16 protein-coding genes are annotated in these 15,226 nt (G+C 71.2%); 10 read left to right on the top strand and 6 right to left on the bottom strand.

Going from position 1 to position 15,226, the window contains the following annotated elements; translation table 11 throughout:
* Positions 1–8: 8 nt before the first annotated feature.
* From Q5716_RS05000 to Q5716_RS04990, 3 genes are all read right to left on the bottom strand, one after another.
* Positions 9–1,094, bottom strand: a complete 1,086-nt coding sequence (locus Q5716_RS05000; RefSeq protein WP_305001989.1) for a 1-deoxy-D-xylulose-5-phosphate reductoisomerase — start codon at positions 1,092–1,094, stop codon at positions 9–11.
* A 7-nt stretch (positions 1,095–1,101) separates the two neighbouring features.
* Positions 1,102–2,064, bottom strand: coding sequence for an FKBP-type peptidyl-prolyl cis-trans isomerase (locus Q5716_RS04995; protein ID WP_305001988.1), 963 nt, complete (start codon positions 2,062–2,064; stop codon positions 1,102–1,104).
* 85 nt (positions 2,065–2,149) lie between these two features.
* Positions 2,150–2,623, bottom strand: a complete 474-nt coding sequence (locus tag Q5716_RS04990; RefSeq protein ID WP_305001987.1) for an OsmC family protein — start codon at positions 2,621–2,623, stop codon at positions 2,150–2,152.
* A gap of 49 nt (positions 2,624–2,672) precedes the next feature.
* Here Q5716_RS04990 and gabT point away from each other — a divergent pair, with 49 nt between their 5' ends.
* Both gabT and Q5716_RS04980 read left to right on the top strand, forming a co-directional pair.
* Positions 2,673–4,016 carry a 4-aminobutyrate--2-oxoglutarate transaminase gene (gene gabT, locus Q5716_RS04985; RefSeq protein WP_305001986.1) on the top strand — a complete coding sequence of 448 codons (1,344 nt, stop codon included), beginning with the start codon at positions 2,673–2,675 and terminating at the stop codon, positions 4,014–4,016.
* Positions 4,013–4,975, top strand: a complete 963-nt coding sequence (locus tag Q5716_RS04980) for an asparaginase (RefSeq protein ID WP_305001985.1) — start codon at positions 4,013–4,015, stop codon at positions 4,973–4,975. Before gabT ends, Q5716_RS04980 begins: the two co-directional genes overlap by 4 nt.
* Before the next feature lie 3 nt (positions 4,976–4,978).
* On the opposite strand, the gene Q5716_RS04975 is transcribed toward Q5716_RS04980, so the two are convergent.
* The 3 genes from Q5716_RS04975 to Q5716_RS04965 are packed head-to-tail and all read right to left on the bottom strand — an operon-like array spanning position 4,979 to position 7,246.
* Positions 4,979–5,221 carry a lipoyl domain-containing protein gene (locus Q5716_RS04975; protein ID WP_305001984.1) on the bottom strand — a complete coding sequence of 81 codons (243 nt, stop codon included), beginning with the start codon at positions 5,219–5,221 and terminating at the stop codon, positions 4,979–4,981.
* The gene (locus tag Q5716_RS04970; RefSeq protein WP_305001983.1) at positions 5,218–6,243 is read right to left on the bottom strand and encodes a thiamine pyrophosphate-dependent dehydrogenase E1 component subunit alpha; all 1,026 of its coding nucleotides are present in this window, start codon (positions 6,241–6,243) and stop codon (positions 5,218–5,220) included. Before Q5716_RS04970 ends, Q5716_RS04975 begins: the two co-directional genes overlap by 4 nt.
* The gene (locus Q5716_RS04965) at positions 6,236–7,246 is read right to left on the bottom strand and encodes an alpha-ketoacid dehydrogenase subunit beta (protein ID WP_305002964.1); all 1,011 of its coding nucleotides are present in this window, start codon (positions 7,244–7,246) and stop codon (positions 6,236–6,238) included. Before Q5716_RS04965 ends, Q5716_RS04970 begins: the two co-directional genes overlap by 8 nt.
* A gap of 158 nt (positions 7,247–7,404) precedes the next feature.
* On the opposite strand from Q5716_RS04965, the gene Q5716_RS04960 reads away from it, so the two are divergent.
* The 8 genes from Q5716_RS04960 (at position 7,405) to Q5716_RS04925 (ending at position 15,219) form a co-directional block, all read left to right on the top strand.
* A complete protein-coding gene (locus tag Q5716_RS04960; RefSeq protein WP_305001982.1) occupies positions 7,405–8,337 on the top strand; it encodes a hypothetical protein in 933 nt (310 codons plus the stop codon).
* A complete protein-coding gene (locus Q5716_RS04955; RefSeq protein ID WP_305001981.1) occupies positions 8,334–9,467 on the top strand; it encodes a mandelate racemase/muconate lactonizing enzyme family protein in 1,134 nt (377 codons plus the stop codon). The genes Q5716_RS04960 and Q5716_RS04955 overlap by 4 nt, the downstream gene beginning before the upstream one ends.
* Positions 9,464–10,225: an SDR family NAD(P)-dependent oxidoreductase gene (locus Q5716_RS04950; protein WP_305001980.1), complete on the top strand. Its 762-nt coding sequence runs from the start codon at positions 9,464–9,466 to the stop codon at positions 10,223–10,225. Before Q5716_RS04955 ends, Q5716_RS04950 begins: the two co-directional genes overlap by 4 nt.
* A gap of 72 nt (positions 10,226–10,297) precedes the next feature.
* Positions 10,298–11,410, top strand: coding sequence for a hypothetical protein (locus Q5716_RS04945; protein ID WP_305001979.1), 1,113 nt, complete (start codon positions 10,298–10,300; stop codon positions 11,408–11,410).
* On the top strand, positions 11,407–12,483 hold the full coding sequence (locus Q5716_RS04940) for an alcohol dehydrogenase catalytic domain-containing protein (RefSeq protein ID WP_305001978.1): 1,077 nt from the start codon (positions 11,407–11,409) through the stop codon (positions 12,481–12,483). The genes Q5716_RS04945 and Q5716_RS04940 overlap by 4 nt, the downstream gene beginning before the upstream one ends.
* On the top strand, positions 12,467–13,231 hold the full coding sequence (locus Q5716_RS04935; protein ID WP_305001977.1) for an SDR family NAD(P)-dependent oxidoreductase: 765 nt from the start codon (positions 12,467–12,469) through the stop codon (positions 13,229–13,231). The genes Q5716_RS04940 and Q5716_RS04935 overlap by 17 nt, the downstream gene beginning before the upstream one ends.
* A 49-nt stretch (positions 13,232–13,280) precedes the next feature.
* Entirely contained in the window at positions 13,281–13,988 is a 708-nt protein-coding gene (locus tag Q5716_RS04930; protein WP_305001976.1) for an SDR family NAD(P)-dependent oxidoreductase, read from the top strand.
* Between the two features lie 67 nt (positions 13,989–14,055).
* Positions 14,056–15,219, top strand: a complete 1,164-nt coding sequence (locus Q5716_RS04925; protein WP_305001975.1) for a mandelate racemase/muconate lactonizing enzyme family protein — start codon at positions 14,056–14,058, stop codon at positions 15,217–15,219.
* Positions 15,220–15,226: the final 7 nt, after the last annotated feature.

Below are 15,226 nucleotides of genomic sequence, written 5' to 3'. Positions count from 1 at the left end.
CGGTCAGACTATCCGGCGCTCGCTGACAACAGGCTGTCCGCTGCCCGGCGGGCCCACCGCTCCGCCTCGAGCACCCCCTCGAGCGTCAGCTCGCCGCCGTCGTGCGAGTCGACGACTCGCTCGACGGTGTCGAGGATGCCGAGGTAGCCGACCCTGCCCTCGTGGAAGGCGAGCACGGCCTGCTCGTTCGCGGCGTTGAACACCGCGGGGTAGGTGCCGCCCGCCTCCCCCACTCGCTTGGCGAGGGCGACGGCGGGGAAGGCCGCCTCGTCGAGGGGCTCGAAGGTCCACTGACTCGCCGTGGACCAGTCGAGGGGCGCGCCGACTCCGGCGACGCGGTTCGGCCAGTCGAGGCCGAGCGAGATCGGCAGCCGCATGTCGGGCGGGCTCGCCTGGGCGATCGTCGACCCGTCGACGAACTCGACCATCGAGTGCACGATCGACTGGGGGTGCACCGTCACGTCGATGCGGTCGTAGGGGACGTCGAACAACAAGTGCGCCTCGATGACTTCGAGCCCCTTGTTGACGAGCGTGGAGGAGTTGGTCGTCACGACGAGGCCCATGTCCCACGTCGGGTGGGCGAGCGCCTCCCGAGGGGTGACCGAGGCGAGCGAGTCCCGCGACCTTCCGCGGAACGGGCCGCCGGACGCCGTGAGGACGAGCCGCCGGACCTCCTCGGGCGTCCCCGACCGCAGTGCCTGCGCGATCGCCGAGTGCTCGGAGTCGACCGGAACGATCTGACCAGGCGCGGCGGCGGCGGTCACGAGCTCCCCGCCGACGATGAGGCTCTCCTTGTTGGCGAGGGCGAGGGTCGCTCCCGACTCGAGCGCGGCGAGGGTGGGGCCGAGGCCGACCGACCCCGTGATCCCGTTGAGCACGACGTCCGCGCGAACGTCGCGGACGAGCGCGGCGGACTCCTCCGCACCGAACGCGGTGTGCTCGACCCGGAATGCGGCCGCCTGCTCGGCGACCGCCGCCCGGTTCGAGCCCGCCGCGAGCCCGACCACCCGGAAGCGGTCGGGGTTCGCGGCGATCACGTCCAGCGCCTGGACGCCGATCGACCCGGTGGACCCGAGGATGATGACGTCGCGCACGGAGGGCCTAGGCGATGCCGAGGATGTCGATCACGAACACGATCGTGTCGGTGCCGCCGATCTTGTCCCCGCTGCCCGCCGCGCCGTAGCCGTAGTCCGGCGGGATGATGACGATGACCTGCGAGCCGACGGTCTGGCCGACGAGCGCCTTCGTGAAGCCCTCGATCACTTGGGCGGTGTTGAACGTCGCGGGCTCGCCGCGGGCCCAGCTCTCGTCGAACACGACGCCCGTGTTCCAGTTCATGCCCACGTAGTGCACCGTGACGTCGTCGCCGTCGGCGACGACCGCGCCATCGCCCTTCTTGAGCACGGCGATCTGCAGGTCCGTCGGCGGCGCCGTCGGCGGGATCGTGATCGTCGGGCGGCCATCGGCGTCGAGCACTACCGTGGGGAAGCCCTCCGTGGGCGGCTGGTCCTCGCCGTCGGCGCGCGGCAGGGCCGGCTCGACCGGCGGGGCGATCGCGATGATGTCGGCGACGAAGACGATGTCCTCTCCGGCGGCGACCCCGAGCTGCTCGGAGCCCGCGTCGCCGAACGAGTCGATCGCCGGGATGACGCCGACGACTCGCGACCCGACCGTGGAGCACTCGAGCGTCTTGACGATGCCCGGCAGGAGCTGGGCCTCGTCGACGGGGAACTCGGTCGGGGTTCCCGCGTACTCCGTGGACGACAGCTCCACCCCTGTCTCACCGTTGAAGAGAGTGAACTCGATCTCGACGGTGTCGCCGTTCTCGACGGTTTCGCCGTCGCCCGGGATGAGCACGCTGCGCTGTGTGGAGTCCACGGACGTCGGGAAGGGCACATCCACGTCCGGCTTGGAGCCGAAGTCGCCCGAGGCCTTCACCCCGCTCGAGCTCGAGCCGGACGGCGCGGGCGTGCAGCCCGAGGCATCCGTCGTCGTCGCCGGCGAGCATGCGGCGAGGCTCACCACCAGTCCGGCGGAGAGGAAGAGGGGCAATGCTGCGCGCACGAGGAGCCTTTCGTCGGTGTCGCTGGGGGCGGGTGCGGAATGTCTCCCCCATCTTTCCCTACTCCGGCTGGGGGTAGCGTGAGCGTCAGCTCTCAATGACCTCGATCACGGGTTCGTGCGCGATGGGGAACGCCACCGATGCGGCGATGAAGCACAAGCGGCCCGCGGCCTCGTGGAGCGCGAGCGCGGCATCCGGGTCGCCCGCGGAGATCCGCACGACGGGACGCAGCGTCGCGCCGGTGATGTGCCCCGAGCCGTCGGGCGATGTCTCGAGCGTCGCGGTCGGAGCGTCGCGGTAGGACTCCACGACGACGCCCTCCCTCGTCGCGACATAGAGGTAGCTCAGCAGGTGGCACTGGGCGAGCGAGGCGAGAAGGAGGAGCTCCGGATTCCAGCGGTCCGCGTCCCCGTGGAAGGGGCGGTCCGCGGACGCCAGGATGCCCGGCACGCCCTCCGCCGTGATGACGGTATCGCGCCCGAACGCCCGAGCGCCCGCCGTGCCCGACCCGCGATTGCCGGTCCACTCCACGCCAATGCGGTACTCGTGGTCCGATCTCACGTCGCCGCCCTCTCGGTCGGGCCCGAAGGCGAATAAACTGGGCTTCATTATGACTGACACCCTCGAGACCACCGCAGCGTCCGTGCCCCAGGAACGACGGGTGGTCACGGCCATCCCGGGCCCGAAGTCCCAGGCCATCCACGAGCGTCGCCTCAAGGTCGTCCCGCCCGGTGTCACCGCCGCGCTGCCCGTGTACATCGAGCGAGCGCACGGCGCGATCCTCGTGGACGTCGACGGCAACCAGTTCATCGATCTCGGCGCCGGCATCGGGGTCACGACCATCGGCCACACGGACGACGCCGTCGTCGCCGCCGTGCAGGAGCAGGTCGCCGAGCTCACCCACACGCTCTTCACCATCACGCCCTACGAGGGCTACGTTCGCGTCGCCGAGCTCCTCGCGGAGCACACGCCCGGCGACTTCGAGAAGCGCTCCGTGCTCGTCAACTCGGGCGCCGAGGCGGTTGAGAACGGCGTCAAGATCGCACGCAAGTACACCGGTCGCAACGGCGTCGCGGTGCTCGACCACGCGTACCACGGCCGCACGAACCTCACAATGGCCATGAACTTCAAGGCCGCTCCCTACGCGACCGGCTACGGACCGCTCGCGGGCGACGTCTACCGCGCGCCGAGCTCCTACCCGTTCCACGACGGACTGTCGGGGGCGGAGGCCGCGAAGCGCACGATCTCCTACCTCGAGAAGACGGTCGGGGCCGCGGACCTCGCGTGCCTCGTCGTCGAGCCCATCCAGGGCGAGGGGGGCTTCATGGTGCCGGCGGACGGCTACCTGCCGGCGCTGCAGGAGTGGTGCACCGCTAACGGCGTCGTCATGATCGCCGACGAGATCCAGGCGGGGATGGCCCGAACCGGCGCCTACTTCGCGGCCGAGCACTTCGGCTGGGTGCCGGACCTCGTGCTGAGCGCGAAGGGCATCGCGGGCGGGCTGCCGCTCGCCGCGGTCACCGGTCGCGCCGAGATCATGGATGCCTCGCAGCCCGGCGGCCTCGGCGGCACCTTCGGCGGCAACCCGGTCTCGTGCGCCGCGGCGATCGCGGTCTTCGACCAGATCGAGTCGAACGGACTCCTCGCCGAGGGCAAGCGCATCGAGTCGGTCCTCACGGCGGGACTGACCGAGCTCCAGTCGAAGTACCCGGTGATCGGCGACGTGCGCGGCATCGGCGCGATGATCGCGATCGAGCTCGTCCAGCCGGGAACGCACGAGCCGAACGCGGCCGCGGTGACCTCGATCGCGGCGTTCGCCGCCCAGAAGGGCGTGCTGCTGCTGACGGCGGGCACCTACGGCAACGTGCTGCGCTTCCTGCCGAGCCTCGCGATCAGCGACGAGCTGCTCGCCGACGCCCTCGGCGTCATCGACGAGGCGTTCGCCGCTCTGTGACGCGAGGTCTTTCCGGGGAGCTGCGGCCCGCCGGGGCCGTGGAGCTCGCCGTCGTCGAGCGATCGGGACTGCGGGAGTCGAGCCACAGCGGCGCCGCCGTCGTTCTCGACCCCGGTGGCGAAGTGCTCGCCGAGCACGGCGACATCGACGCGCTGCTCTACCCCCGATCGACTCTCAAGCTCATGCAGGCGGTCGCCGTCCGGCGGGCGGGCGCTCGCCTCGAGGACGAGGAGCTCGTGCTGTCGGCGGCGAGCCACGTCGGCACCTCCGAGCACGTGCGCGTCGTGCGGAGCATCCTGGACCGAGCGGGCCTGACCGAGAGCGCCCTGCAGTGCCCCGCCGACTGGCCGTCGGATCCGGCCGCCCGCCGCGCGGCCGACAGGCCCGAGCGCGTCTTCATGGGCTGCTCGGGGAAGCACGCCGCGTTCCTTCTCGCGTGCTCGGTGAACGGCTGGAGCACGGAGGACTACCTCGACCCCGGGCATCCACTGCAACTGCTCATCCGGCGCACGGTCGAGGACTTCACCGGCGAGACGGTGCTGCACACCGGCGTCGACGGCTGCGGCGCGCCCGTTCACGCCGTGACGCTGCGCGGCCTCGCGCGAGGGATAGGCCGGGTCGTGCGCGGGGCCGACGACGACAGCGCGCGGCTCGCGGAGGCGATCCGCCGATTCCCGTGGGCGCTCGACAACCGCACGGTGCGCACGGTGATCGAGGAGCTGGGGATCGTGGCGAAGAGCGGTGCCGAGGGCGTGTTCGTCGCGGGCGAGGAGGACGGCACCGCCGTCGCGATCCGCGTTCTCGACGGCTCTCAGCGGCCGCTCGCCCCCGTCGCGCTGTCCCTCCTCGCGCAGTACGGCACCGTGCATCCGGCCGATGCCGAGCGCGTGCGACTCGCCGTCACCGAGCCCGTGCTCGGCGGTGGCGTACCGGTCGGAGAGCTGTTCCCGGTCGTCTAGCTGCTACGTCGTCTCGATCACAGCGACGTCGGAGCCGGTCGTGACCTCGGCGTCGACGGCGACCAGCTGGCTCACGAGCGTGCCCGCGACCGTGCTCGGCACATCGACGATCGCCTTGTCGGTCTCGACCCGCAGCAGCACCTGCTCGGCGGCGACGGGCTCGCCCTCCGCGACAAGCCACTCGACGACGTAGAACTCGTCGATCGTCTCGGACACGCGCGGCATGGTCACTCGCGACTCGCTCATCGTGCTGCTCCTTCTCCGGGGGTCCAGATGTTGTCGAACATGGTGGCGAGCGCCGGCTCCGGTAGCTCGCGAACGGTCTCGATCGTCTCGTCGAGGGCGGCGCCCACGCGCGACTCGAGGTCGGCGATCGCCGCTGCGTCGAGGATGCCCTCCGCCTCGAGGGCGCGTCGGGCGAGCAGCACCGGGTCCCGCTGCTGCCAGTGCTCGAGCTCGCCCGCGGGGCGGTACGGCGCCGTGTCGGCCCGCGAGTGACCCGCGAAGCGATAGGTCTTGGCCTCGATGAACGTCGGACCGCCGCCGGAGCGGGCGCGCTCGACGGCCTCGGCGACCGCGGTGCGGACCGCCGGGACATCCATGCCGTCGACGACCGCGGACGGCATCGCGTACGACGCGGCGCGGAGGTGGAGGTCCTCGATCGGCGTCGTGAGGTTGATGCGGCTGTACTCGCCGTAGACGTTGTTGTCGCACACGAAGACGACCGGCAGCTTCCAGATGGCGGCGAGGTTCATCGACTCGTGGAATGCGCCGATGTTGGTCGAGCCGTCGCCGAAGAGGGCGACCGAGACGTGGCGCTCCTGGCGGTACTGGAACGCGAGCCCGGCGCCCACCGAGACCGGGAGCCCCGCGCCGACGATCGCGAACGTCGGGAGGAGCCCGATGGCCATGTCGCACAGGTGCATGGACCCGCCGAGACCGCCGGTCGGCGCCTCCGCCTTGCCCATGATCTCGGAGAGCACGGCGCGCGGAGACATGCCGAGCGCGAGCGCGAGGGCGTGCCCGCGGTAGGTGCCGGTCACGAGGTCGGTGGGCTCGAGCTCGGTCGCGAGCCCGACGGCGAGCGCCTCCTGCCCGAGAGCGAGGTGGGTAGTGCCGTGGATCGCGCCGCTCGCGAAGAGCACGTTGAGGCGCTCCTCGAAGCCGCGGATCTCGACGATCCGCTCGAACCGCTGCACGGCGCCCGCGCGCAGATCGGCGCGGCGCTCGACGGAGGAGGCCGAGGTGGCGAGGGTGGCCTCAGTCATGGTGGATCCCTTCGGCGACCCACCAGGGGGCGGGTACGGAGTCGGTGGCGAGGTAGGAGGTGAGCTGGCGCGCGATCTCGGAGGGCTGCGGAAGGAACCGGGCCTCGAGCTCGCGGTTATAGGGCACTGGCGCGTTCGGCGCGGTGATGCGGAACGGTGCCGCGGCGAGGCTCGAGAAGAGCTCGCGAGTGACGGCGGCGACGATCTCGCTCCCCCACCCGCCGGACTCCGGCGCCTCCTCGACGACGACGAGACGCCCGGTGCGGGCGACCGACTCGAGCACCGTCTCGCGGTCCCAGGGGGCGAGCGTGAGCAGATCGATGACTTCGGCGTCGATGCCGGACTGCTCGACCGCCGCGAGGCTCGTCGTCACGGTCTGGCCCATCGCGACGATCGTGAGTGCGGAGCCGGGCCGGGCGATGAGCGCCTTGCCGAGACGCAGGATGCCCGACTCCCCCCGCTCGACGGGCCCGCGCACCGCATACAGGGCGCGCGGCTCGAGCACGATCGTGGGTCCGGGGTCGCGGACGGCGGCGCGCATGATGCCGTACGCGGTCTGCGGGGTGCTCACGGTCGCGACCGTGAGGCCCGGCGTCGACGTGACCCAGTTCTCGAGGGTCTGGCTGTGCTGCGAGCCGAAGCCGGAGCCGCTGCCGACGGACGCCCGCACGACGAGCGGCACGGACACCTGGCCCTTGCTGAGGTAGCGCATCTTCGCGGCGCCGGTCACGAGCTGGTCGAGGGCGACGCCCAGGAACTCCATGAACATGATCTCGACGACGGGCTTGAGCCCGGCGATCGCAGCGCCCACGCCGGCACCAGTGAAGGCCATCTCGGAGATGGGCGTGTCTCGCACGCGGTTCGGCCCGAACTCCTCGAGAAGTCCCTCGGAGGTCTTGAAGGGGCCTCCCGCGACGGCGACATCCTCGCCCATGATCATGACGCTCGGGTCGGAGCGCATCTCGTCCTGCAGGGCGGCGACGATCGCCTGCCTCAACCGCATCTGGGTCACGACGCTGGGTCCCTTCGTTCCTGGAATCGTTTCGAGAATAGGGCGGAGGCGCTCGCTCGTCAACGCCATTGACCGTCGGCGGCGCGTCGCCCTAGAGTTTCTGGAAACGATTCGGGAGCGCCGCTGCTTCCGCGGACAGGACAATCGCCGTGATCCACGTCGCCATCGCCGGAGACGGACAGCTCGGTCGAGGCGTCGCCGACGCGCTCTCCGTGCGGGCCGACGTGCGCCTGACCGGCCCGGTCGGATCCGACCGCCTCCCCGTCGCCCTCGATAGCGGCGCCGACGTCGTCATCGTCGCGACGACGACGCGGCTCGTGGACGTCGCCCCCGCTATCCGCGCCGCGGTCGGGGCCGGGTCGAACGTGCTCGTCTCGGCCGAGGAATGCGCCCACCCGTGGAGCGTCGACGCCGGCCTCGCCGACGAGCTCGACTCGCTCGCCCGCGAGCGCGGGGTGAGCATCCTCGGAGCCGGGCTCAACCCCGGCTTCGTCTTCGACGCGCTCGTTCTGACGCTCCTCGGAGCGGCGGGGGCGGTATCGCGGATCGAGGTGGAGCGCCGGGTCGAGCTCGGCGGTTTCGGCCCGGCAGTGGCCGGTCGACTCGGACTCGGCGTGACCGAGCGGCAGTTCCGCGAGCGCCTCGCCGACGGGCGAATCCTCGGCCACGCGGGCTTCCCGCAGTCGATCGCGGTGGTCGCGGCGGCGACGGGCAGGCTGGTGGACGACGTGGAGGCGAGGCTCGAGCCCGTCGTGGGCCCCGACGGGCTGACGACCGGCATCGACCAGCACTACATCGCCCGCGGTCCCGACGGCGCCGAGTGGTACTCCGCCCACTTCGTCGGGCGAGTGGACCTCGCGGCCCACGGCATCCCGAGCGGCGACCGCATCCGCCTCGAGCGCGTCGGCGACGGCGACCTCGACTGCTCCCTCTCCCCCGGGCTCGGCTCCCAGGCCGGCTCGCGGGCCCTCATCTCCAACTCGGTCGACCGCGTGGTGGCGGCTCGGCCGGGTTGGGTCACCGTGGCCGACCTGCCGCCGGCCTTCCCCGCACCCGCCCTCGTCCCGCAAGGAGCCCCATGAGCACGACCATCTCGTCGATCGACACCTTCGCCGTCCAGTACCCCGAGCCGAACGACTCGATGGGCCTGCGCTGCCTCGTCTTCGTGCGCATCCGGTCGAGCGACGGCGCCGAGGGCTGGGGCGAGGCGATCACCATGTTCCCCGCGGCCAGTCGCGCGACCGTCGAACTCATCGAGGGGATGCGGGAGCTGCTTGTCGGCCGGGACCCGCTCGCCAACGTCGCACTCTGGCGCGACCTCGTCGACGAGGGCTGGTGGTTCGGGCACCGCGGCGGCATCTACTCCTTCGCCCTCTCCGCTGTCGACATCGCGCTGTGGGACCTCAAGGGGAAGCTCCTCGGGGTGAGCCTCGTCGACCTTCTCGGAGGCGCGCGCCGCGACAGCATCCCCGCGATCGCATCGACGCACGCGTTCGACGCCGACCTCCAGTTCGAGGCCGAGCGGCACGGCCGCTTCGTGACCGAGCAGGGGTTCCGCGGCTTCAAGATCGGCATGGGCAAGCGCGGGGATGCCCGACTCGGCTACGACGTCGACCGCGACATCGACTTCGTGCGGCGGCTGCGCGAGCAGGCGGGCCCGGACGCGATGATCATGATGGACCGCGGCAAGAAGCTCACGTGGACGCTCGAGGAAGCCATCCGCCGCGTGCAGGGCTTCGAGGAGTTCGGCCTCACGTGGATCGAGGAGCCGTTCGAGCCCGACCACTCCGAGGAGCTCACGACACTGCGCCAGCACACGACGTGCCTCTTCGCCGGGGGCGAGCGGGAGTGGGACGTGCACGGCTACGAGGGGGTGCTCGCGGACGGCCTCGTCGACGTCGTCGGCTGCGACGTGGGCCGCGTCGGCGGCGTCACCGGAGCGCTGCAGGTGATCTCGCTCGTCGAGCGCGAGCGCCGCTGGTTCAACTCGCACGCGTGGTCGAGCGCCGTGAACACGGCGGTCTCGCTCGCCCTCTCGGCCTCCACCGACCGCACGCTGCTGCAGGAGCTCAAGCCCGAACCGAACCCCATGCAGGACGAGCTCGTGGCCACGCCCATCCGCCAGGCGGACGGCCTCGTCGCCGTGCCCACGTCGCCCGGGATCGGCGTCGAGCCGATTGTCGAGGTGCTCGAGCACTACCGACTGCCGTGACCGGGCCCGCTCTGGGCGCAGGGCTCGACGGGCGCTCGGTGCTCGTCACCGGCGCGGCCGGCGGCATCGGCCGCGCCGTGGCGGTGGCGATCGCGGCGAGCGGCGCGAGAGTCGTGGCATCCGACCATCCCGCCGCCGATCTCGCCGGCGTGCTCGCGGCGCTGCCGGGCGACGGCCACCGTGCCCTGCCCCTCGACCTCGCGGATCCGGCCGCGATCGGGACGGCGGTCGGCGCTGCGGCGGACGACGGATTCCTCGGGCTCGTCCACGCCGGCGCCCTGCTGCGGCGCGAGCCGGTCGCGGCGGTGACGCCCGAGAGCTGGGATGCCCAGCACGAGGTCAATCTGCGCGGCACGTTCTTCCTCGTCCGGTCGGTGGGCGAGGCGCTCGAGGCGAGGGGGCGTGGCGGACGGATCGTCACGTTCTCGTCGATCGCGTGGCAGTCCGGCCCCATCCTCGGCAGCGACGCGTACGTCGCCTCGAAGGCAGGCGTCGTCGCTCTGACGCGGGGTTTCGCCCGCTCGCTCGGCCCCGCCGGCGTCACCGTCAACTGCATCGCGCCGGGTCAGATCGACACGCCGATGCAGTCCCGCGGCAATACGGACGAGACGATGGCGGCGACGGCGGCGGCGTGCCCTCTCGGCCGGATGGGCTCGCCGGAGGAGGTGGCGGCGGTGGCCGTGTTCCTTGTCTCGGATCACGCCTCATTCGTCTCCGGTGCGACGGTGAACGTCAGCGGCGGCCTGCTCATGTACTGATCTCGGCAGAAAAACTAGAATCCTTTCCAGAACCCATTGCAGCTAATTGGTCCCAGACGCTAGGGTCGCACCATGACAGAAACGATGGGGTTCTCTGACATCCTCGGCCGCCGGGTTCGACTCGGCAGCTGGGAGGACCAGAAGGTCTCGACCTACCGCCGCATCATCGAGTGCAGCGAAGCAGGAGACTGGGACGGGGCGCGCGATCTCGCCGCCTACTTCGTCGACGAGGCGGCCGTGTGCTGGAAGCTCTACCGGCAGTGGCTCGCCGACCTGGAGGGCTTCCTCCGCGACGAAGGCACGAGCGAGACCGACCTCGATGCGATCCGGGCGCGGCTCGACGAGCTCACCGTGATGCCCGACGGGAGTGCGTTCGACACCCACGCCGAGTGGGAGCGGTTCAACGCCCTCATCGGAGAGGTGATCGCCGCCGTCGACGCCCGCGACGCGAGCTCCGTTCGCGAGCGGCTCGACGAGGCCAAGGAGGTCTGGCGCCGCACCCACGATCGCGACGTCGACAAGACCTACTGCTACATGAGCGAGACCGCGGCCCGGTACGGCGATGACGCCATCCCTCGGATGTACGAGCGAGTGCTGCTGCCGCTCTTCGCCTGGCGCTACGAAAAGTTCGACATCGACAAGCACCCGTGGGACGAGGGCCTCGAAACGCTGCTCTACGTCTCGTGCGAGGCGATGCGCGGCCACCTCGTCGGCCCGGAGCGCACCGGCGACTTCGAGCTCGCCGAGTACGCCGACCGCTTCGAGCTCGAGTTCGATCCGTGCGGATCGGGCGGTCGGACGCTGCGGGGCGACCCCATCGAGGGGACCCCGGCCCGCATGGAACCCCCCTACGAGTGGCGCGTGTCCGAGGAGGAGCGCGACTGGAACCACTACCAGAAGGGCGTCTGCCTCTACTGCTCGCACTGCATCATCCTCATGGAGCACATGCCCATGGACCGCTTCGGATACCCCGTTCGCGTCGTCGACCCGCCCGTGTATGGCGCGGTGGACGACAGCGGCGCTCCCCCGAAGTGCAAGTGGACGATGTACAAGGACCCGACCGCCGCCCCCGAGGAGGCGTACACGCGCAGCGGGCGCACCAAGCCGAGCGAGTTCGGCTCGCGCGCCCACGGAGCCGTGGACCTGCCCGACCCGACCGTCTTCCGCATGCCGGGATCCGGATGACGCCGCTCCCGTCGAGCGGCCTCGCCCTCGTCATGCGCCCCGACCGTGCGCGTCTCGACCCCGTCGAGCTCGAAGTCCGGGCCCCTGCGGCGGGTGAGGCACTCGTTCGCGTCGAGGCGTGCGGCGTGTGCGGCTCGGACGTCTTCCTCCAGGAGGGCGGCTTCGGCGACAAGCTCCCCGTCGTGCCGGGGCACGAGGCGGCCGGCCGTGTGATCGCCGTCGGCGACCCCGGCGACGAGAGCTGGGTGGGCCGCCAGGTGGCCCTGTACTACATCGACGGAGCACAGCAGCCGTGGACGGATCGCGGCCGGGAGAACCTCGGCCCCGGCATCCGGCGCATGGGCGTGGACGTCGACGGGGCGTTCGCCGAGTACGTGACTCGGCCGCTGAGCACGCTCGTGCCGGTGGAGCCGGAGCTCGACCCCGCCGTCGTCGCGGTCGCCACCGACGCTCTCGCCACGCCGTGGCACGCACTCACCCGCATCGCCCGCCTGCAGCCCGGCGAGACGCTCGCCGTGGTCGGGGTCGGCGGCATCGGCAGCAACGCCGTTCAGATCGGCCGGCACCTCGGTGCCCACGTCGTCGCCGTCGGCAGGAGCGCCGCGAAGCTCGAGCAGGCGCGCGACCTCGGCGCCGCGGTCACGATCGACTCGGCGTCGGGTGCGGGCGCCGTCGTCGACGCGGCGGGCGGGCCGATCGATGTCGTGCTGCAATGCGTCGGGGAGAACCCGGCCATGGACAGGCTCGCGATCGACATCGCCGGACCCGGCGGGCGAGTGGTCTTCGTCGGGGTATCGCAGGAGCCTTTCGCGGTCGCCGCCACCGAGCTCATCTGGCGCGAGCTGGCGCTGCTCGGCAGTCGCGGCTTCACCCGCGACGACATCGCCGAGGTGCTCGACCTCGTGCGGGCGGGGGCGCTGCGCACCGATCATCTGACCCGGTCGAGACGGCCGCTGCGCGAGGCTGACGCGGCGCTCGACGACCTGAGGGCCGGCCGGGTGCTGCGCACGGTGCTCGTCATCGGAGACGAGACGACCGAGAGAGAAGGGGAGAGCCATGGACTGGAGAAGTGATTCGGGACTCGCGGGACGCAGCGTCGTCGTGACGGGCGCGGCCGGCGGGATCGGGCGGTCCGTCGCCCGGGCGTTCGCCGAGGCGGGCTCCCACGTCGTGGCGGTCGACGTTCCCGGCTCGCCGGTCGCATCGGTCGTGGAGGGCCTTCCGGGCGGGCCGCACCGCGCCCTCGAGCTCGATCTGCTCGACCTCGACGCGCACGCCGGGGTCTTCGCGGCCGCGAACGAGCTCGCGCCGTTCCGGGCGCTCGCCCACCTCGCCGCCGTCCTACGCCGGAACTCGAGCATCGACGACGTGACGGAAGAGGACTGGGATGCCCAGCTCGACGTCAATCTCAAGGCGACGTTCTTCCTCGCCCGCGCCGCGAGCCGCGCGCTGCGCGACGCCGATACCCCGGGTGCCATCGTCACGTTCTCGTCGCAGGGCTGGTGGACGGGCGGGTTCGGCGGTTCGGTCGTCTACAACGCGAGCAAGGGCGGCGTCGCGACGCTCACCAAGGGCCTCGCGAGATCACTCGCGCCGCACGGCATCCGGGTCAACGCGGTCGCGCCGGGCGGCGTCGACACCGCGATGATGCGCGAGGGGATGTCCGAGGAGGCGATGGCCTCCTTCCTGTCGATGATCCCGCTCGGGCGGCTCGCCCGAACCGACGAGCTCGCGGGCGCGGTGCTCTTCCTTGCCTCCGACGCGTCGTCGTTCGTCACCGGGTCGATCATCAACGTGTCCGGCGGACAGCTCATGTACTAGGGCCCGGCCGAAGACGGCGGGCGGAACCACAAGAAAGGAAGGACCTGCGGTGGAGCTAGACGGATTCGACGGCCGCGTCGCGATCGTGACGGGTGGCGCGGGCGGGATCGGCCGGCGCACGGCGGAGACACTGCTCGGGCTCGGCGCGCGCGTCGCCGTGGTCGACGTGCGCGAGCCGGACGTTCCCGGGTGCCTCGGCGTGCAGATGGACGTCACCGACCCCGGCAGCGTTCGCGCGGGAGTCGAGCGTGTGCACACCGAGCTCGGGGTGCCGGCCGTCCTGGTTCAGGCCGCGGGCATCTTCCGCATCGAGCCGTTCGAGCAGACCTCGCTCGAGTCGTGGAACCTCAGCATCGGGGTCAATCTCACGGGAGCGTTCCTCGTCGCGCAAGCCGTGCTCCCCCTCATGCGGGAGGCCGGCTACGGCCGCGTGGTGACCCTGGGCTCGAGCGCGGGCATCACCGGCGGTACGAAGTCGGCCGCCGCGTACGGCGCCTCGAAGGCGGGCGTGATGGCGCTCGCCAAGGCGATCGCGACGGAGTACGCGCCGTTCGGGATCACTTCGAACGCTCTCGCGCCGAGTCTCATCGAGACGGACATGGTCGGCGGGATCGCCGACCTCGTCGGCCGCATCCCCGTGGGTCGACTCGGTCAGCCGCGCGATGTCGCGGACCTCATCGCCTTCCTCTGCTCGGAGCACTCGGGGTTCATCACCGGTGCCGTGGTGGACATCAACGGCGGGTTCCTCATCCACTGAGTCTTGACATCGTCGAGTTCAGCCGGTCAGAATAAAAACGTTTCCAGAAACGAAACTAGGAGTCGCAATGACGCAGGATTCGGGGGCACTCTCCCTGCCCGACCTCACGATCGAACGCATCGAGACGGTCGCCGTCCGAGTCCCGCTCGACCGGGTCTACAAGGGCAGCCACTACCGCATGACCCACCGGTCGACGATCATCACTCGCATCCACACCGCGAGCGGGATCATCGGTGAGGCCTACGCGGGAGACGAGGACGCCGGGCTCGCGGACATCAATGCGATCATCCTCAACGAGATCGCTCCCGTCCTCGTCGGTGAGGACGCCTTCGCGACGGAGCGCTGCTGGCAGCTCGCCCGCCCGGCGACGTGGGACATCCTGCGCGACCGCCGCCTCGGCCTCGTCGCCACCGCGTGCGTCGACGTCGCCATCTGGGACGCGGTGGGCAAGGCGCTGAACATGCCGCTGCACAAGCTGTGGGGCGGCTACCGCACCGAGGTTCCCGTCATCACGATCGGCGGCTACTACGCCGAGGACGCCGACATCGCCGCGGAAGTCAGCGGACTCGTCGAGGCGCAGTTCGCCGGCATGAAGTTCAAGATCGGCGGATTGAGCCCCGAGGAGGATGCGGCACGCTTCCGCGAAGCACGCGCCGCCGCCGGTCCCGACTTCAAGCTCGCAGTCGACGCGAACCAGGGCTGGACTCCCGCGCAGGCGATCCGGTTCGCCCAGCTCGTCGAGGACTGCGACATCATGTGGTTCGAGGAGCCGTGCGTCTGGCAGAACGACCGGCGCGCGATGCGCGACGTGCGGCTGCAGGGCGGTGTGCCGGTGTGCGCCGGCCAGAGCGAGTTCTCCGCCGCGGGCTGCCGCGACCTCATGGAGACCGGATCGATCGACTTCTGCAACTTCGACTCCTCGTGGTCCGGCGGGCCGACGGAGTGGCGCCGGGCGGCAGCGATCGCGAGCGTCTACGACGTGCGGATGGCCCACCACGAGGAGCCCCAGGTCGCCTCGCACCTCCTCGCGAGCATCCCCCACGGCACGTTCCTCGAGTACTTCCACCCGCAGCGCGACCCGATCTGGCACAACATCATCGCGAACAAGCCCGAACTCAAGAACGGGCACATCCAGCTGCCCACCGGTCCCGGCCTCGGGTGGGAGCTGGACCTCGACTACATCGAGCGCTACCGCACCGAGCTTCCCCTGGAGCCGGCCCCGGCCCACTGATCGACCG

It is taken from the genome of Antiquaquibacter soli, from assembly GCF_030580675.1.
Taxonomy (GTDB): Bacteria; Actinomycetota; Actinomycetes; order Actinomycetales; family Microbacteriaceae; genus Rhodoglobus; species Rhodoglobus soli.
This window is presented reverse-complemented; position numbering and strand designations above follow the sequence as displayed.